The sequence below is a fragment of the Mucilaginibacter sabulilitoris genome (assembly GCF_034262375.1).
Lineage (GTDB): Bacteria > Bacteroidota > Bacteroidia > Sphingobacteriales > Sphingobacteriaceae > Mucilaginibacter > Mucilaginibacter sabulilitoris.
This window is the reverse complement of sequence record NZ_CP139558.1, coordinates 5,896,088-5,914,980: the sequence shown is the minus strand read 5'-3', so window position 1 is coordinate 5,914,980 and position 18,893 is coordinate 5,896,088. Positions and strand designations below refer to the sequence as shown.

18 protein-coding genes are annotated in these 18,893 nt (G+C 38.8%); 4 read left to right on the top strand and 14 right to left on the bottom strand.

The annotated features are described in order from the left end of the window. Nucleotides 1-8: 8 nt before the first annotated feature. On the top strand, nt 9-470 hold the full coding sequence (locus SNE25_RS25205; protein WP_321561786.1) for a hypothetical protein: 462 nt from the start codon (nt 9-11) through the stop codon (nt 468-470). A 267-nt stretch (nt 471-737) separates the two neighbouring features. On the opposite strand, the gene SNE25_RS25200 is transcribed toward SNE25_RS25205, so the two are convergent. From SNE25_RS25200 to SNE25_RS25190, 3 genes are all read right to left on the bottom strand, one after another. Then, nucleotides 738-1,160, bottom strand: coding sequence for a BLUF domain-containing protein (locus SNE25_RS25200; RefSeq protein ID WP_321561785.1), 423 nt, complete (start codon nt 1,158-1,160; stop codon nt 738-740). 145 nt (nt 1,161-1,305) lie between these two features. After that, nucleotides 1,306-2,070 carry an MBL fold metallo-hydrolase gene (locus tag SNE25_RS25195; RefSeq protein WP_321561784.1) on the bottom strand — a complete coding sequence of 255 codons (765 nt, stop codon included), beginning with the start codon at nt 2,068-2,070 and terminating at the stop codon, nt 1,306-1,308. After that, nucleotides 2,067-2,339: a hypothetical protein gene (locus tag SNE25_RS25190; protein WP_321566248.1), complete on the bottom strand. Its 273-nt coding sequence runs from the start codon at nt 2,337-2,339 to the stop codon at nt 2,067-2,069. The genes SNE25_RS25195 and SNE25_RS25190 overlap by 4 nt, the downstream gene beginning before the upstream one ends. Nucleotides 2,340-2,476: 137 nt before the next feature. Here SNE25_RS25190 and SNE25_RS25185 point away from each other — a divergent pair, with 137 nt between their 5' ends. Beyond that, the gene (locus SNE25_RS25185) at nt 2,477-3,541 is read left to right on the top strand and encodes a polysaccharide deacetylase family protein (protein WP_321561783.1); all 1,065 of its coding nucleotides are present in this window, start codon (nt 2,477-2,479) and stop codon (nt 3,539-3,541) included. Nucleotides 3,542-3,558: 17 nt separating this feature from the next. Here the strand turns inward: SNE25_RS25185 and SNE25_RS25180 are convergent, their stop codons facing one another. The 11 genes from SNE25_RS25180 to spt all read right to left on the bottom strand — a co-directional run bounded on the left by SNE25_RS25180 (nt 3,559) and on the right by spt (nt 15,945). Continuing rightward, nucleotides 3,559-4,128: a CAP domain-containing protein gene (locus SNE25_RS25180; protein WP_321561782.1), complete on the bottom strand. Its 570-nt coding sequence runs from the start codon at nt 4,126-4,128 to the stop codon at nt 3,559-3,561. 170 nt (nt 4,129-4,298) lie between these two features. Next, nucleotides 4,299-5,087, bottom strand: a complete 789-nt coding sequence (locus SNE25_RS25175; protein WP_321561781.1) for a hypothetical protein — start codon at nt 5,085-5,087, stop codon at nt 4,299-4,301. 207 nt (nt 5,088-5,294) lie between these two features. Next, on the bottom strand, nt 5,295-6,233 hold the full coding sequence (locus SNE25_RS25170) for a phosphatase PAP2 family protein (RefSeq protein ID WP_321561780.1): 939 nt from the start codon (nt 6,231-6,233) through the stop codon (nt 5,295-5,297). 1 nt (nt 6,234) lies between these two features. Beyond that, entirely contained in the window at nt 6,235-6,861 is a 627-nt protein-coding gene (locus SNE25_RS25165) for a sterol desaturase family protein (protein WP_321561779.1), read from the bottom strand. Between the two features lie 214 nt (nt 6,862-7,075). Then, on the bottom strand, nt 7,076-7,801 hold the full coding sequence (locus SNE25_RS25160) for a CDP-alcohol phosphatidyltransferase family protein (protein ID WP_321561778.1): 726 nt from the start codon (nt 7,799-7,801) through the stop codon (nt 7,076-7,078). Nucleotides 7,802-7,828: 27 nt separating this feature from the next. Beyond that, nucleotides 7,829-10,387: a DUF5686 and carboxypeptidase-like regulatory domain-containing protein gene (locus SNE25_RS25155; RefSeq protein ID WP_321561777.1), complete on the bottom strand. Its 2,559-nt coding sequence runs from the start codon at nt 10,385-10,387 to the stop codon at nt 7,829-7,831. A gap of 104 nt (nt 10,388-10,491) precedes the next feature. Continuing rightward, nucleotides 10,492-10,626, bottom strand: a complete 135-nt coding sequence (locus tag SNE25_RS25150) for a hypothetical protein (protein WP_321561776.1) — start codon at nt 10,624-10,626, stop codon at nt 10,492-10,494. A gap of 339 nt (nt 10,627-10,965) precedes the next feature. Next, nucleotides 10,966-12,288: an inositol-3-phosphate synthase gene (locus SNE25_RS25145; protein WP_321561775.1), complete on the bottom strand. Its 1,323-nt coding sequence runs from the start codon at nt 12,286-12,288 to the stop codon at nt 10,966-10,968. A gap of 243 nt (nt 12,289-12,531) precedes the next feature. Then, nucleotides 12,532-13,518, bottom strand: a complete 987-nt coding sequence (locus tag SNE25_RS25140; protein WP_321561774.1) for an NAD-dependent epimerase/dehydratase family protein — start codon at nt 13,516-13,518, stop codon at nt 12,532-12,534. Continuing rightward, nucleotides 13,515-14,633 carry a GNAT family N-acetyltransferase gene (locus tag SNE25_RS25135; RefSeq protein WP_321561773.1) on the bottom strand — a complete coding sequence of 373 codons (1,119 nt, stop codon included), beginning with the start codon at nt 14,631-14,633 and terminating at the stop codon, nt 13,515-13,517. The genes SNE25_RS25140 and SNE25_RS25135 overlap by 4 nt, the downstream gene beginning before the upstream one ends. A gap of 103 nt (nt 14,634-14,736) precedes the next feature. Continuing rightward, the gene (spt, locus tag SNE25_RS25130; RefSeq protein ID WP_321561772.1) at nt 14,737-15,945 is read right to left on the bottom strand and encodes a serine palmitoyltransferase; all 1,209 of its coding nucleotides are present in this window, start codon (nt 15,943-15,945) and stop codon (nt 14,737-14,739) included. A gap of 363 nt (nt 15,946-16,308) precedes the next feature. Here spt and SNE25_RS25125 point away from each other — a divergent pair, with 363 nt between their 5' ends. Then, nucleotides 16,309-17,658, top strand: a complete 1,350-nt coding sequence (locus SNE25_RS25125; RefSeq protein WP_321561771.1) for a TolC family protein — start codon at nt 16,309-16,311, stop codon at nt 17,656-17,658. 46 nt (nt 17,659-17,704) lie between these two features. Beyond that, nucleotides 17,705-18,883, top strand: coding sequence for an efflux RND transporter periplasmic adaptor subunit (locus tag SNE25_RS25120; RefSeq protein ID WP_321561770.1), 1,179 nt, complete (start codon nt 17,705-17,707; stop codon nt 18,881-18,883). Nucleotides 18,884-18,893 lie beyond the last annotated feature (10 nt).

Genomic DNA, 18,893 nt, shown 5'->3' with positions numbered 1-18,893 from the left:
TTTTTAGTATGGTACCGGATAAATTAAACAAGGTATTTTTGATCACTATTCTGCTGGTATTTTTATGGTCGTGCGGTAAACAGAACAAAGTTTTTGAGAGCAATTGTAACAATGGTATAACTTTTAAAAAAGTTGGATTTACCGAACTGGTAAACCACCTTGATAAGTACGATAAACAATACGTAGAAGTTACTGGAAAATATGTGGAAGGCTTTGAGCAATCGGCCTTGTTTAATGACAGCCTTTTCGCGGATCATTCGTTGAAAAAAGCTTTATGGGTTGATTTTAGTCAGGAATGCCCATTGTATTTAACAGGTACCCGTACAGGTTTATTTGAGTATAATAATGGCACATTTACCCAAATTAATAAAAGATACATTACGGTTAAAGGTAAAATTAATACCCATAATACCGGATATTTAAAGCGGTATAGAGGATCGATAGATAGAGTGAGTTTTATTAAACTGTAATTAAATTTAAGTTAAAAAATTAATCACTGATAAAACAAATAGCTAATAATCAACCAGAAAGATATTTTTATTAATCTATGATTAAAAAATATTACCTTTGCATAAAACAGATACTAACAATTGTTGTTATAAATTAAAAATGTGTTTATAGCTCTAACTGATCTGTATATTGGATTGTGATTTTGGAGCACAGATAATGAAGGTAAACAAAAGGTTAAAGAATTGTAGTATAGCGCCGATTTATATAAGATAATAACTTAGCAAGTATTAAAATGAAATATAAAGTCTGTTACTATCAGCAAATGTTTTGAGCATTGTAACGGTAATATGGTCGGCACTATCAGTGGTATGGTTTATTGATGAACTCAAAAAACCTTCAATTTCTTGCAGGGTTTCTGAGTTAACAGATGCGAAAGCCATAGACCATTCTGGAAAATTTCTTTTTTTCAGAATGCCTTCTGCCAGTTTAATAATGTTCTTGTGTCTTTGGTCAAGCTCAATGGTTTTATAAATCAGCTCTAAGCTGTTTTTGTCACCTTCAAGAACTTGCATAAATGTACCCTGGCAATATAATAACATGCCTGTAACATTGTACTTCTTATTCCTGGCGCGGGAAACTTTGAGTAAATCTATAAGTTCCTTTTCGCTCAATAGCCTTTTGGCTGTGCTTACATAAACAATATATTCCATTTAACAGGGGGGCTATCCTTACAAAGTACGCATTATACCCCACAACGAACGCCTACAAATATTGTTTTTTTTTGTGCCAAAATTGTTTTTAATGGTGTCTTTTTATTATAAATTGTTAAACATCAGGGTTGTTTACTGTAAAATATTAAATATTAAGCTTTAATCCATCATAAGCCAGTTTAATATTATCAGGTAATTCTTTTGATATATCTGAATGCCTACCCAAGCGATGACTAATGTGCGTGAGGTAAGTGTTTTCGGCGCCGACATCGTTGGCAAAGGCTATGGCTTCGTCAAGTGTAAAGTGCGAAATATGCGTTTGTTTTTGCAGTGCGTTGATCACCAGTGTTTTTGTTCCTTTTATTTTTTGCTTTTCAATTTCAGATACTGTTTTGGCGTCGGTAATATAAGTGAAGTCATTTATTCTAAAGCCCAGTACAGGTAATTTATAGTGTAACACCTCAATGGGTATAAACTTTACGCTTCCGACGGCAAATTTGTGCCGATGGTCAATAGGGTGCACTATAACCTGTGGGATACCAGGGTAGCCTGTGCCATCAAAAACATACGGAAATTCGCGTACAAGCGCTTTTTGTACTCTTGCATCGGCATAAATGTCAATCGGTCCCTTTTGCCAGTAATTAAAAGCGCGGATGTCATCCATACCGGCAATATGATCTTTGTGCTCATGTGTAAAAACAATAGCGTCAAGGCGTTTTACCCCCGCCCTTATCATCTGGTACCTGAAATCGGGGCCTGAGTCTATAACTATTGTTTTATCTTCGGCTTCAATTAAAATGGAAGTGCGTAACCGCTTATCGTATGTATCGGTCGAAGTACATATTTCGCAGCCGCATGCAATAACAGGGACTCCCTGCGAGGTTCCGGTTCCTAAAAATGTTACTGTCACAGCTGCAGTTTAGTTTGTTTAATTTCCTGCAAAAACGCAACCTGCTTTTCATCGAGCAATTTATAATCTACCTCAAGTTCACGTAAAAGTTCAACAATAGCCAGTATTTTGCTTTCCAGGTTTGAGAAGCGGTTCACGATAACCATGCGGCTGTTAAGTAATAAGCAAGAGCCTGTTTTAAAATTGCCTTTTTCATATCGTACCCTGTATCCGGCTGATTTAAGCAGCAGTTCCAGTTTTTCGAGCGTATGATTGGTAGCGGACAGCATTAATCCCAAAATTAACAAAAGTAAGTGTAATTGTGCTTTGTATTTCCGGAATTTTGAAAGCTTGACATTAGGAAAACTTGAATTTATAATGGTTATATACCTATATTTATTTAACCTTTTATCCTAAATATCACTAAATGAGAAAGCTATTACTAATAAGCCTAACAACATTTATAAGCTTTTCTGCTTTTGCACAGCAAACCAAAACTTATGCCGAACGACTCGGCTGGCCCAAAGGTGCCCGTGTAATTATTTTGCATGTTGATGATGCAGGGATGTCGCATGATTCAAATGAAGGAGTGGAGAAAGCGATAACCGAAGGCGTAGCTACATCAACCAGTGTAATGATGCCTTGTCCGTGGGTGCCCGAATTTAAGCACTTTTTGGATAAACACCCGGATACCGATGCCGGTTTACATTTAACCTTAACATCAGAATGGAATAGTTACCGTTGGGGGCCGTTGGCGGGTAAAACTGTTGTTCCAGGGTTAACAGATAAGCAAGGCTGTCTTTGGGCATCGGTAGAGGCAGTATATTTCCGGGCCACCGGCGATGAGGTAGAAAAGGAGATAAGGGCCCAGCTTGACCGCGCGTTAAGCATGGGATTTACACCCACACATATGGACTCGCATATGGGAACCCTGTTTGCTAAAGATGCTTTTATGGAACGTTACATTAAAGTAGGTATTGAGAAACAGATCCCGATCATGTTTCCGGGGGGAAACGATCTTTTCTATCGTGCCGAAGCTAAAGCGGCAACTATTGCCGATTTAAAAAAGCAGGGTAAATATACTGAAGGGATGGAAATACCTGAGCCTGCCGTTTTAAGCAAGGTAAAGGAAATTGGTGCCATGATATGGAAAGGTGGGCTACCCGTTCTGGACGATCTGCACAACTCCAGCTACGACTGGCAAATGCCCGATATTGATAAAAAGACGGATAAAGAAATACAGCAATGGTACACCGATCACTACATTGAAAGTATGGGTCGCCTATCGCCCGGGTTAACTATGGTTATTATGCACTGTACACAGCCATCATCCGCATTTAAGTATATTACAGATACCGGCCAAAAACGCAAAGGCGATCTGCTGGCCATGATCGATCCTCGGCTTAAAGCTTTTTTGAAACAGCAAGGATTTATTTTAACTACATGGCGCGAGGTTATGCAGCGAAGGATTAAGGCCGGCAATTCAGAATAATAGTAACTGTTTAATTATCAATCCTGACTTGAAACTGGTTTTTGGACCAATTTATACCTGCCAGATTTGATTAGTTTTTGCTGCTCAGGAGAAAATGATTCACGACCGCCAAAATCCTGTACCCAGTAGTTTTTATGCATGGCAACGCCAACTTCTTTAAAAGCGGGGTTCATCAGGTTTTTGCAGTGGCCCTCGCTTTTAAACCAACCGTCCATTACCTCGGCTATACTTTCTTGCCCGGCGGCAATGTTTTCGCCTACGGCAAAACTCTTAAATCCTTTATAATTATAACCCGCGGCTATGATACGGTCGCCCATACTACGCCCATTTTTGCTGGTATGGTCAAAATAGTTTTTCCTGACCATATCTTTGGCGTGCCCATCGGCGGCATCTTCCAGCGTATTGTTCCAGGTTAATGGCGGGGCGGGAGGATAATATCTAATGCCACAGTTGCAGCCCTTTTGCCGGGTTAAATTGATACGGTATAAAAACTCATTCCGGAATTGACGATTGCTTTGGCCATAAATCGTATTGAAAGTAATTAGAATTGTAAGCGTAAAAATGGCATTAATCATCAACTTCCTCATATCCCTTTTTAGACAGTTTTACCGGCTATTGGTTTAGTCAAACTACTGCCCGCGATATTATCAACGTTAATGTCGGGGTTTTCTTATTCTTAAGCGCCATCTGCTGCGTATGCGTCGCCGGTAGTAAATTATTACCGACATGGCCATTACTGCGAGGCAGATAATGAGTATTATAATGAAGCTATGCGTTTGGTTGAGCCTGGTTTGGAGGATTTTTTGCTGCGTGAGGTATATACTTTTTTTTTGGCGATAGCCGAATCTTTCTTTTTTATCTTAATGGAGTCACGTTTTATTCTCACAGAATCCTGCGCGTTTATTCCGGCTAAGCGATCTAATTCTGCTTTATGTATACTATCATCAATTTCCTCATGCCGCTTTATGGCTTGTGAAGCTTTGGTAAACTCTTTCATCTGCCGGTATAAACCCGCATATCCTACCTGTACAGCAGATTCATTTTTGGGGTCCTTGCTTTTTATAGATAAAGTTAACGCTTCATTCAAATCACGCATGCCCAGCTTATAATCTTCCATATCACCTTTTATTGCAGATAGCTCAATTAAAGAAGTTATGATATTGGGCACATCTTTCTTTTGGCGGGATATGGAGTTAGATTGTAATATGAACCATTTAGCCTGAACATACCTGCGTTGCAAACGGTAGATTTTTGAAAGGTTATCATAACAGGTGCGTAAGCCGAGAGTATCTTCATAGTTTGAATAAACGTGCAGGGCCAGCATGGTATAATTTAAAGCGTCGAGCTGGTTAAGGTACTTCCATCGCCTGCTGCTTATAGTATCGTTTTTTTGTAAATATCCGTTGGCAATTTCAATATATATAGGACCCTTAAGAGAATCTTGCGTGATCTGTAATTTTTGTTTAAGGCTGTCAAGATCACCCGCGCGGGCTGACAGCTGCAGTCCGGCTAAGAAAACAAACAGGCAGGTAATAAGTTTCTTCATGTACAGGTAATCAATGTTCGGCTAATTATTGGATTTACACTGTCAAATAACGTGCCTGTTTATGAATTAATAGGGCGGAAGGGTTGCTAATAGCCAAAGCTTATTGCGTTAACAGCACTTTATGCAGGCAATCGAAGCCTAAATGGTAATTAACACCATGTTATTGTTTCCATGATGCTACTTTGGTATAGTAAATAGTACAATAGTTTATAAGATAACTTGTTCGTACTTATTTATGGACACTTGCAGCCATTTTACACGGTTTATCAACAAATTAAATAATGATATACCAATAATGGCTGTGATGATGCCGGCAATAACATCAAGTACATAGTGGTGGCTTGCGTAAACGGCCGTAAACCATATTCCAACCATTACGATAGCAAAAAAGATACTCGCTACCTTATAACGATTTTTGAGGCCATAATACAGTACAATAACAGGGTAGGAGGAATGTAACGATGGCATGGCCGCGAATACATTGGAACCTTTAGTATAGATCGATTTAAAAATACCTGCATGAAAGTAGGCGTCGAACCGGGCTAAGCCAGCTGTATTGCCCATAGTTAATGGCGTAAAGTGGAAACCATAATATTGAATATACCATGGCGGCGCAGCCGGAAAGGTATAATAAACCACAAATCCAAGCACATTTACCAATACAAAGGTGAGCGAAAAGTATAGGAACTGCCGTTTGTTTTTGAAAAACAAAAAGGTGGCAAAACCTAAAGGTACAGGTATCCAACAAAGGTAAAATAGCCCGGTTACCACATCAACGAATGTTGTGCTGTGGATACGCAGATACTCATTGGGCGTTAATAATTTACCATGATCATAAATGCCAAAAAGGTGCTTCTCAAAATTATACAGATCGGCAATGTGAACCGGGGTATAATGATAATTGGGGAAAGCCTTCATATAATCAAATATGATCCAATACACAATGAAGATGCTGAATGCTAATATGAACTTCCGGGTAATTGGCGAAATATAAAAGAGTGAATTAAATATCAGTACCAATACAAGCTCTGACGTATTATAACCAATAAGGAAATAGGATGATGCAAGATAAAGTAACGAGAGAAGGGAGACAATCAGTACCGATTTTACATTAATTGTTATGTTATTTTGCCCGGTATTATCCACTCTATTTTTTTATAAAACCTGAACGGAATATTTTGTCCCAAAAGGGTGAACTCACGCCATAGCCCTTTTCAGGATCCTGGTAATGGTGCAGCATGTGGTGCTGTTTTATCTTTTTAAACAGGCCGCTTTTAAAATTAAAATGATGCATGGCGTAATGCGATATATCATAAAACAAGTAACCTAATATAAAACCCGGGAAAAAGCCAAATATATAATTTACGGGCAGCAAGGCGTTAAATAAGAAGTAAAAACCTGTAGCCAAAGGGATGCTTAGTGAAGGGGGTAAAACAAGCCGTTTGGCATCACTTGGATAATCATGATGAACGCCGTGCATAATGAAATGCAGCCTTTGGGCCCATTTCCAGTTTTTGTTTGGCTGGTAATGGAAAACAAAGCGATGCATAATGTACTCCACTATAGTCCATATAAAAAGGCCTGCAGCAAATAAACCGATATATGCCAGTAAACCCATGCCCGCATCAAAGAAAGCTTTATAAGTACAAAATAAGATAACAGGTACAAATATATACAGGGGTACGGTGTAATGTACCTTTGATAAACTCTCTAAAAAGTCGCTTTTAAACATTCTCACAGACTCCTGTGAATTGGAGACATAATTCTTTTTCATGGCATATCAGGTTTTAAAATTTGTTGATAATTTCTCTGCCTGTTATTTATATTTTTAATAATGTATAAAATCCGGAGGTTAGTACCTAAACGGATTCAATTTTAGTAAAGATTTATTGATGTGTAAATACCTTTATTTAATTGTTACGAAGATATGATATTTAGCCTTTAGTTTTGAGTTTAAGTTCTCAACCCTGATTAATGGGGGAATCCCATTATTTAAAATCACCTTTTTCTGCTGCAATTAATGCCTTTTTAGCTTCCCTCAACCTATTAAACGCGGTAATATTTGTAAGCACGGCAAGTATTACAAGCGGTATAGTAAATATTGATATGGTTTCAAATACATGAAACTTAACGCCTGGTATAAACAATTTATAGTTACCTCCAATATACTGTGCTACAATACCACTCAAAGCTGCACATAAACCAATTGTTACTACACGTTCGGGTCTTTGCATCAGGCCACCTTTAATTTCAACACCCAGGCCTTCTGCACGTGCCCTTACATAACTTACCATCATTGAGCCTATTAAAGCAATAAATGCTGCTATAGAGCTTAAAAAATAGTGATGGGCAACCAGGTAATAGCATATACCCAAAAACATGATCAGTTCGCTGTAGCGGTCGAGCACAGAGTCATATAAAGCTCCAAAGGTTGATTTCATATTACCCAGGCGGGCTACCTGCCCATCGAGCATATCAAACAAACCCGCAAATAAGATTAAGCCGCCGGCCCAACCCACATAACTCAGGTCGCCGCGGTTGCCTTCCTCTGCACCTAAAATGAATATGGCGGCCACACCCACATTTAATACAAAACCAATTGATGTAACCGCGTTGGGGGTTAAACCAACTTTGATAAGAATTTTTACAAAGGGATCAATAACCTTGTAAATACCTAACTGGAGGTTTGTCCTTATTGATGTTTGCTGTTCCATTTTTTGTAATTATTATGATATACAAAGTTAAAAATCAAATTTAACCCTTACACGGATACCTGAACTTGGTACATTCGGATGGTCTAAATAGTTAAATCTCCTTACGTAATCAATCCGTATAAATTTAAATATATTTTCGATACCAACACTACCTTCAACATAAGGAGTTTTACCCAGTGCGTAGGTAATTGGCGCTCCATTAGCATCAACCGGTAACTCGTACAATGAGGGGTGTAACGTGGGATTGTTTTTATCGCTTAATCCACCATAAAGTACTTTTGCCGAAGCGGTTTCGCGCCATTTTAATTTTTTCAGCAAAGGTATCTTGTTAAAAAAGAACCCCATAAAGTGATGATCTATCCTGAAGCTTGCATACTTATCACTGGCAAACTCCAAAAAGTTCATAAGGTTATACGAGTCCAGATCATAGGCGTATGTTTGGTTTGCCCGGTGTATGGTAAGTAAAGGAAATGGTACCTGGCCAAATATTTTGCCTGCTGAAATATTAAGATCAGAATAACCTAACTGCGACAGGTATAAACGTTTGTCTATCCTGAAATCAAGTTTGCTGTAATTATACTCGCCATTAAAGAGATTTTTAACCCCTCCAGTATAATCCAGCTCAAGTGCAGGATATTTATTAGGGATAGGGATACGATAGATCTTGCCCTGATAAAACTCCTCGTGAGGCGCCCAGCGAACGCTGGCAGTAAGCTCAGTAGTGGTTAAGGCATGTATGGAATTCGGTAAACCGTCAACTATGTTATTGAAATACAATGAACCCGCGGGCGATTGTTTCCAGTATTTGAACCCTGCGCCAAAAGAGAAATGACTTTCCAGTTCATGTACATAATCTAACCGGTAAAAATCATTATACAGGAATTTATCATTTACCCCGCGTTTAAACGATAGCAAGAAGTTATCTTCCTGAACAAATTGCAGGCTTGCACCCGGAATTTTAGTGTCTTTCTGGTAGCTGGCCCTGATATAGTTTTGAGGAAATTTGTAGATAGATTTCTTGTTAAGCGAGTAAGTCGCGCTTAAAAAATATTTCCATTTTTCGTCCTTAAAGCCATAAGCAGCATAGGTTTCAAAATAGTAACGCTTGCTTAGTTCAGGTGTAGTACGGCCACCAATTCTTAGCCTCAAACCTTCCACCGGGTTAAAGCTGTAAAAAGTATTGGCAGGGCCAATTTCAAATTTTCCAAAGCCTTTGTAACCGGCAAGCAATAGAGTAGCAATATCAACCGTGCGTTTGTACGAAGGCATGCTTCTTAGACTGTCTACATTTTTATAGACTTTGGCTTCAGCAGTAGTCAAGGTATCCAAACGGTTGTGCTCCCAAAACTCAGCAGGACGGCTTTTGGCCTCATCCGATGATTCTTCCGATTGCTTGGTGTAGGCAGTATCTGCAAGCGGGTGGTTAACCAGATAATCTTTAAAGGTTATAGTACGCATACCAAGCAAACCGCTTTTACCCTCCTTTTTGGTTGCTCCAAATTCGGCGATGGTATTGCTGCGGCTCAGGTGATAGCGGTTATCAGGGTTTTGCTCAAAATCGAGATCAACCTCCATAGAGCGTATAAAGTTGATATTGATATGCTTATTGATTTTCAATACTGCTTTTTGAACAGCATAATTACCATCAAGGGTAATATATATCATACCTTCAAAAAGCACATCGTTGCTATTTCGAGGAGTAAAGCTCAATTCAACCAGCTTTTGATTTTTGGCATCGGTAATAGTATCAGTTATAAAGAACTTATAATAGTTGGGCGAATTGTTTGATATAGGGCTTAAGAACTGGCTTGTAATTAAGAATATATCATTATCATAAATATCAACGTTATTGTATAGATGTTTGAAGTATTGTTTAACACCCTCATTATCAACAGCAGGGCCGAAATTTACACCACGCTGCCCTAATACAATCTCCCGTCTTGTCTCCGGATTTTTGCGATAGTAGTTTTGTGATAACTTTTCGTCAAGATAAACTGGTAATATTGATTTTCCGGGTAGGATGGTACTGTCGCGGTTATCAATGATGAACTTATATTTTCTGAAAAATTTCCTGTCAGAAAACTGGGCCGATACGTTGATAAAACCAAACATCATTTTATCATACTCGCGGTATTGCACATAATTATAAGCCTCGGGACGGTTCTTTTCCTTGTTTTCAATAACCTTGCGTATCAACTCAACCGCAGGGTTATCTTTATTGCGGTATTTGGGCTTCTTGCCCGATTTGATAACTACTTCATTCAATTGTTTTGAAACAGGGAAAAGCCTGACATTTATTACTTGCTCCTTTCCCGGTTCAACGGCTAAAAAGGCGTCTTTATACCCTAAAAACGATATTTTTATTTGTTTATATGGTTGGCTTGTTACAAGGCGGTATTTTCCGTTATTGTCGGTTGCTACGCCAACAGTGGTGCCTGTAAATGAAACAACTACATAAGGAAGGGCTTGTTTGTTACCGGCATCAGTAACTGTGCCTGTAACCACGGTGGTTTGTGCAAATAATGAGGAGGCAGAAAAAAAGAATATTAAAAGAAATAAACTTTTATAAAAATTTTTGAAATTCATGTACTTTATGCAATTATGCAAATACAAACACTTTGTTTGATATAAACCCTTATTGCCTCCTGACAAAATTTATCGATCGGTTTTGCCTGCAGGCAATTACTATTTCAAAGCAAAGTTATATCGCCCCATTCATTCACCTGATTTGCTTGTTCATCATCCTCCAGCTTCTCACAAACAGCTTTATAAAAGCCTTTTCGTGTTGGCGTAACTATCCCGTTAGCTTGTAATTGCGACGTCAAAGGTAGAAAAATTTATTACAGACTAATGTGGTCAAAAAGTCAAATATTCCTCCCGGCGAACGTAAAAATAGCTATGCTTAGTAAAAATTACCGTTAAATTATATTAAACTGCAAACGGTAGTATCTGATATATATTATGGGCTTTTTGTTACAAGATTGTGATAATAATGTTGTAATATATTGATTTTTAGATTGATTTTATAGGAGGGAGAGAATTGTTATTTGAAAATAGGCGTTTAAACAGTTAAAAGAACGTGTTCCTACTTTAAAAACAAAGTTGATTAGATAATAAAACAGCCATCGGAGGTAAATCTGATGGCTGTTTTTTAAAGGGTGATATTATGCTTCGGCAAACGCCTCTTCATAGTAATCTAATCCCAGATGGGTTATCAAATCTTCGCCCATTAAGTACCGCAAGGTATTTTCTAATTTGATCAATTGTTTAAATATATCATTCTCCGGACGCAATCCTTCGGCCGTTTGAGGTGATTTCAGGTAGAATGATAACCATTCCTGTATACCGCTCATGCCAGCTCTTTTAGCCAGATCGCTGAATAAAGCCAAATCTAAAGCAATAGGGGCCGCGAGGATAGAATCGCGGCAAAGGAAGTTGATCTTGATTTGCATCTTATAACCCAGCCAGCCGAAAATATCAATGTTGTCCCAGCTTTCTTTATTGTCGCCATGAGGAGGGTAATAGTTGATGCGGATCTTATGGTAGATGTCGCCATAAAGTTCCTCATTTTCTTCCGGTTTAAAAATATCTTCGAGTACTCCCAGCTTTGATACTTCTTTGGTTTTAAAGTTATCCGGATCATCCAGCACCCAGCCATCGCGGTTACCCAGGATATTGGTTGAAAACCACCCGTTAACACCTAATGAACGTGCTGCAAGGCCAGGTGCTAAAATGGTTTTCATTAAGGTTTGGCCGGTTTTAAAATCTTTACCTGCAATAGGCGTTTTGGTTTCTTTTGAAAGCTCAATTAATGCCGGGATATCAACCGTTAGGTTAGGGGCTCCATTTGAAAACGGTACACCAAGTTTTAAGGCCGCGTAAGCGTATATCATGCTTGGGGCAATTAATTTGTCGTCGTTTAACAAAGCCTGCTCAAATGCAGCTAATGATTGGTGAATGGCCGAAGCCTCATAATATATTTCGGTTGAACCACACCAGATTACCACAACCCTGTCCAAACCATTTTTTTCTTTGAAGTTTGTAATGTCTTCCATTACCTGTTGGGCCAGCTCATAGCGTGTGCCTTGTTTTACATGGGTTCCATCGAGGTTCTTAGCATAGTTTTTGTCAAACGCGGCTTTCATTGGCTTAATAGCTTCCAGTTCGGCTTTTACAGCATGTAATAAGCCCGGTTCAAGTACTTTGGCGTTTGACGCTGCTTCATAAACATTGTCCTCATAAACATCCCATCCCCCGAAAACTATATCATTTAAATTGGCAAGAGGAACAAAATCTTTAACCTTAGGGTTACGGTTCTCGGTTCTTTTGCCTAAACGGATATGCCCCATTTGTGTTAACGAGCCTATTGGCTGTGAGATGCCTTTTTTTACCGCTTCAACGCCGGCAATCAGCGTAGTTGCTACTGCTCCCAACCCTGGGATAAGGATACCAAGTTTTCCTTCAGCAGGTGAAATTTTACTTTTCATTGTACTTATTTATTGTTTTTAATTATTAAGGCATAGGTCAAATAGAATTTGACTTCACAGCCAGGATTTGCATTTAGTTTACGTAAGCATTTTCCATTTACTTAAACGTTTAAGTAAATGGAAAATGCTTAACAATCTCGGTTAAGCTATTTGGAAATTAAAACTACTTAAACGTTTAAGTAATATATCAATTAGCCGAATTTTTAAATTTCATTACATCAATTATTAAAAATTTTATTGAGATTAAAGCCATTTATGGGCTTTATACCAGGTTAAGGTTTCAGCTACACCCGCTTGCAGGTTGTATGTCGGATAAAACCCCAATTCTGATTTTGCCTGTTCATTATCACATGACCAGTTTACAGCCATAAGCTCATCTATCTTTTCCAGATTTACTACAGCCGCTTTATTGCTCAAAGAACTTATTTTTTCTGAAACAAAGGCTATTATTTTTACAAAATTTACAGGCAAATGAAACTTGAAGGTTTTAAGATGCAATACTTCTTTGCTGATATCGCCTAATTCATGCTTGCCGTAAAAGTTACCATCGCTCAGGTTAAAGGTTTTAAGGTTACCACCATAAAACGCCTTAATACTGGCTTTAGCCACATCTTTTACATATATAAAGCTCAGTTTTTGAGGAGCGTTGCCTATATATGGCTCCAACCCTTTTACCAATTGCTTGAAAAATATAAATATGCCTGTATCCCTTGGTCCATAAACGGCGGTTGGGCGCAATATAGTATAGTTTAAATTTTTAACTGTCCTTAACTGTTTTTCGGCAAGTAATTTACTGCGGCCGTAAGCAGTTACAGGATGGGGAGAGGTGGCCTCGGTGATAATACCGGTCATTGTTTTAAGAGGGCCTACAGCAGCAAGGCTGCTAATGAGCACAAATTTTTTTAAATTAACAATGACTTCGGCAGCGGCAGATGCCAGATTGAGCGTATGGGAGGCGTTTATATAATTATATTCGGCTTGTGAACGGGCTGAGGTAACCCCGGCGGCATGAATGATGTAATCTGGATTAAGATCTGTAAGTTGTTGTTTTAAAGCCGGTAGATTTTTGTAATCAAGATATACATAGTTTATATCAAGGTGCTTTAAATGATCGGTATTGCTGCTTTTACGTACGGCAGCATAAACCTCCAGGTTTTGCACCAGCGCTTCTTCAATCAAATGGAAACCTACAAAACCGCTTGCGCCGGTTATTAAAACCCGCTCCTTCATATTTGTTTTTCGTATAGGCGGTATTTCTTATAAGGATTGCCGTTTATGGCTTCTATGGCGCGATTTACCATGTCATTATGTTCGAGGGTCCAACCTGCTTCGGCCTGTTTCATTCCTTTTCTTTTATACTCTTTAATAATGGTGCCGTATAAACAAGCTTCGATGCCCATTTTACGATAACCGTCAATAACACCAAGAGCGTATATACGGAGGCTTTGTATTTTTTTTCTGCCAAACAGTATTTTGAAGATGCCGGTAGGTAATAGACGGCCTCGTTTAATTTTCTGAAATATTTCGTTGTAATTTGGTAATGCTAAGCCAAAGGCAACTATTTTACCCTCCTGTTCGGCAACCAAAACAAAATCTGGGTCAAGTATCAGTTTAAGGTCTTTAGCAAGATAATCAAATTCATCATCAGATAAGGGCACAAAACCTTCATTATGGTCCCAGGCAGAATTGTAAACCTCACGCAGTTTAGCGGCTTCTTCTTTGAATTTTTTCAGGTTCAGGGTACGAATAACAATATTGCTCCGTTTTAAACGCTCTTCAAGTGCATTCAATAACCTTACTGATTTATCATCATAGCTTTTATCGTCCCAGTGCCAGGCTATCAGGTCAACATTTTTAACAAAACCAAGCCCGTCAATTAAGTCGGCGTAATAAGGGGCATTGTAGGTTTGCATTAAAAAGGGTGGGGTGTCAAAGCCTTCTATCAATAAGCCACAGGGTTCGTTAGTTGAAAAATTAACAGGGCCAATGAATTTGCCGGTTACTCCTTTTTGTTTAAGCCAGGTAGCAGCTGTCTCAAAAAGGGTGGCAGATACTTCAGTATTGTTAATGCAATCAAAAAAACCAAAAAAACCGTCGTTAGCGTTATTGAATTTATTATGCGCGTTATTAAGTATGGCCGCAATACGCCCAACAATTTTACCACCATCATAAGCTAAAAAGGTTTGCACTACATTATGCTTATGAAAAGGATGAATGGTGAGCAGATCTCTTTGTGCTATAAACAATTCCGGAACATAGTTAGGATCGTCCTTATACAAATCATGCGGAAAATCAATAAAAGAAGCTAATTCCTTTTTAGAACCAACCGTTACAATTTTTATCATGAGTAGTATTTTATGTGGGATGCTTGCGAGGTAGTAAATGTTAAACGTCCGTGCACAAAGCTTGTTTTAAAAACAGCAGCATGTACACGGACGCGTTTTTTTATTAGATATTTTCTTTAACAGAAGAAGTTACTCCTGCTTCTTTAAATACTTTAGTAAGTTTTTCAACGGCTTCGTCAATCTGGTCAAAAGTGTGTGTAGCCATTAATGAAAAACGAAGTAATGATGAATCTGAAGGTACGGCAGGTGAAACAACCGGGTTAACAAATACCCCTGCGGCCTGCAGTTGTTTAGTTACCAGGAAGGTTTTTTCGTTATCGCGCACATAGATAGGCAGGATAGGGCTTTCTGTTGGACCAAGATCAAAACCTTCATCTAAAAGAAGTTTTGATGCATAGTTGGTATTGTCCCAAAGTTTCTGAATTCTTTCGGGTTCAGACTCAATAATATCAAGGGCCGCTATTACACTGGCAACAGAACCAGGAGGCATACTGGCACTGAACATCAATGAGCGTGCACGATGTTTAATATAATCAATGGTATCCCTGTCGCTGGCAATAAAACCACCTAATGAAGCCAGCGATTTACTGAACGTGCCCATGATAAGGTCAACATCGCTGGTTAAATTAAAGTGTGATGCGGTACCGGCGCCTTTATGACCAATTACACCAAGACTGTGAGCGTCATCAATCATGATATTTGCACCATACTGGTCGGCAAGTTTAACTATTTGAGGTAGTTTAACAATATCGCCTTCCATGCTGAATATACCATCAACAGCAATAACCTTTACAGCTTCTTCCGGCAGTATGCTCAGTTTGCGCTGCAGGTCATCCATGTCATTGTGGGCATATTTTATGACTTTCGAAAACGAAAGTCGGCTGCCATCAATAATACAGGCATGATCATACTCATCTAATATAATATAATCATTACGGCCTGTTATGCATGACAATACACCAAGGTTAACCTGGTATCCGGTACTGAAAAGAACTGTAGCTTCCTTACCAACATAACTGGCCAGCCTGTTCTCTAATTCAATATGGATATCAAGCGTACCATTTAAAAAACGGGAACCGGCACAACCTGTACCGTATTTGTCAATTGCTTTCTTGGAAGCTTCTTTAATCTTAGGATGGTTTGTTAGTCCCAAATATGAATTTGAGCCAAACATTAGCACCCTTTTGTTATCTATTAGTACTTCAGTGTCCTGAGCAGACTCAATAGGCCTGAAATAAGGATATAACCCTCGGTCCCGAAGCATATTTGCAACTTGGAATTGAGCGATTTTCCCATGTAGTTTTTTAACCATGTATTAACCCTGCTTAAATTTTGTGTAAAAATACCATGAATAAGCATATAACCTATATGGTAAATGTAATTTTTTTAAAAAAAGCTTCTTATGAGCTTGAAATCATAAGAAGCAATCTATATTCTCACATGGCAAATTAATTAATTTTTTTATTTATTTCGCACCACATTTTTTCATTTTTTTGTAAAAAGGGTAAAAACATAGGTTTTTAGCATGTTTTTATAAAATTTACGTAAAATTCTTGTTGTTGAATTTTATTTAGTAATATTAATCACATATTCGCACATCCTCAGTGTAATCGGCGGAAATTATATAATTAATATTTAGTAATTTTTGCTGATAAAAGTCACCTACATCTGCCGTATGAAAAGAAACAAATACTTTATCCTTCTCATCATAGTAAACTTAACATTAATTTTACATAATCCAATATTTGCACAAGCCAGATTAGACACGCTTAACGGCCCTGTTTCGTTAAAGCAATGTGTTGAGTTTGCTTTGCGCAACCAACCCGTTATTCGCCAGGCTGCTATTGACGAGCAAATTAATGAAAAAGATATCCGAATAGGATTATCTGGCTGGTTGCCTCAAGTAACAGGGACGGGGTTATATAATTATTATTTTAAAGGGAGTCCGCAGGCCGGCGCTTCCGGTGCTAATATTCCTCCCGGAACTGGTGTTCGTAACTTATCTACGCTGGGCTTGCAGGCCAGCCAGGTATTATATAATAATGATGTGTTTTTGGCAGCTAAAACTGCTAAATATTCGCGCCTTTATTATAAACAAAATACAACGAGCAGCCAGATCAATGTAGTGTCTGATGTTAGTAAGGCCTTTTTTGATGTATTGCTTTCGCAAAAACAGCTTAACATTACCAATGAAGATATAGCAAGGCTGCAAAGAAGTTTAAAGGATGCATTTAACAAGTACCAGGCTGGGGTATCTGATAAAACCGATTACAAACAGGCTACCATCGCCCTAAATAATTCTTTGGCTACCCGCAAGCAAACGGAAGAATCCATAAAAAGCAAAACAGCTTATTTAAAGCAAATCATGGGAGTTGATGGGTCAAAAGAGCTGTCGCTTTCGTATGATTCTTCGCGCTATGAACAGGAAGCTTCTATAGATACCAACCAACGCCTGGATGTAAACAACCGCATCGAGTACCGCTTACTGCAAACCAGTAAATCATTACAAAATATAAATGTTAATTACTATAAATACGGTTTCCTGCCATCATTATCGCTGGTTGGTAATTATAATGCTGCCTATTTTAGTCATAATTTTTCTGACCTGTATGATAAAGCGTTCCCAACCGGTTACGCGGGCCTTACTTTAAACCTGCCTATTTTTCAGGGCACAAAACGCCTGCAAAATTTAAGCAAAGCCAGATTACAGGTTGAGCGTACCGATTTGGATATTTTAAATACGCAAAACAGTATTAATACCGAATATGTACAGGCGCTGGCTGGTTATAAAAGTAACTATGCCAGCTATCAACTCATTAGGCAAAATGTCGATCTGGCTAAAGATGTATATAAAATAGTAAGCCTGCAGTATCGTGAAGGGGTTAAAACATATCTGGATGTTATTATAGCCCAGTCAGATTTGCGTACGGCAGAGTTAAACTATTATAATGCATTGTTCCAGCTGCTGTCGAGCAAAATTGACCTGCAGAAAGCATTAGGAACACTTATAGTTGAAAATGATTGAATATACATCACCCTTAAGGTGCTTAAACTAAAGAATAATCACTACAATGAAAAATAGATACATATACTGGTTTGCCCCGGTGGCATTATTAGCATTAGCCTCTTGTAAAGGCAAAGCAAAACAGGACGCGCCGCTTCCGCCAACCCCCGTAAACATTGTTGAGGCCAAAAAGGCCGAAGCTATTTATTATGATCAGTACCAGGGTTCGGTTGTTTCTATAAATACAACCGAACTAAGGAGCCAGGTTCCGGGCTTTGTAACAGGTATATTTTTTAAAGAAGGCGATATTGTACAAAAAGGTAAGGTGCTTTATGAAATAGATAAACGTAAATACCTTGCAGCTTTTCAGCAGGCCCAGGCCAATGTATTAAGCGCCCAGGCCGATTTGGTTAAAGCACAGAAAGATATTGACCGTTATAACATGCTGCTGCAAAATGATGCTATAGCACGCCAAACGGTTGACCAGGCTACCGCTGCTTTTGAAACCAGCAAAAGCCAGGTAGCAGTTGCTAAAGCCGCGTTAGAATCGGCCCGTGCCGATTTGTCATTTGCTACTATAACCGCTCCCTTTACCGGGCGCATAGGTATATCACAGGTTAGGTTGGGTACACAGGTTTCGGCAGGTACCACATTAATGAACACCATATCTGCCGAACACCCGATAGGGGTAGACGTAGTTGTGAATGAACAGGATATTGCCCGTTTTTACAAACTTCAAAAATCAAGCAGTGACACTACATTTAAGCTGCAATTACCCGACGGAAGTACTTATAATAAGTCAGGCAAGGTTTTAGCGATTGACAGGGGGGTGAATAATCAAACCGGTACCATCAAAGTAAGGGTACAATTCCCTAATGAGGAAGATGCGTTAAAAGATGGTATGAGCTGCGTATTAAGAGTATTAAATAGCCAGTCAGGTAATCGCGTTCAAATTCCGTATAAAGCAATAACTGAGCAAATGGGCGAATTTTTTGTATTTGTAAGTAAGGATACTACCATTACCGATACTACCACTAAAAAAACTGACGATGCGCTTATAGCCAGGCAACATAAGGTTATTTTGGGACCACGTGTGGGCTCTGATGTAGTAATTATGAGTGGTATTGAAGAGGGCGACAAAATTGTTACCGAAGGGTTTCAACGCCTGCGCGATGGCGGTAAGATTACTGTAGGTGCCCCCGCCGCTCAGGGTGCACCAGGTCAGGCAAAACAGCAAGGTAAGTAACCGGGGGATT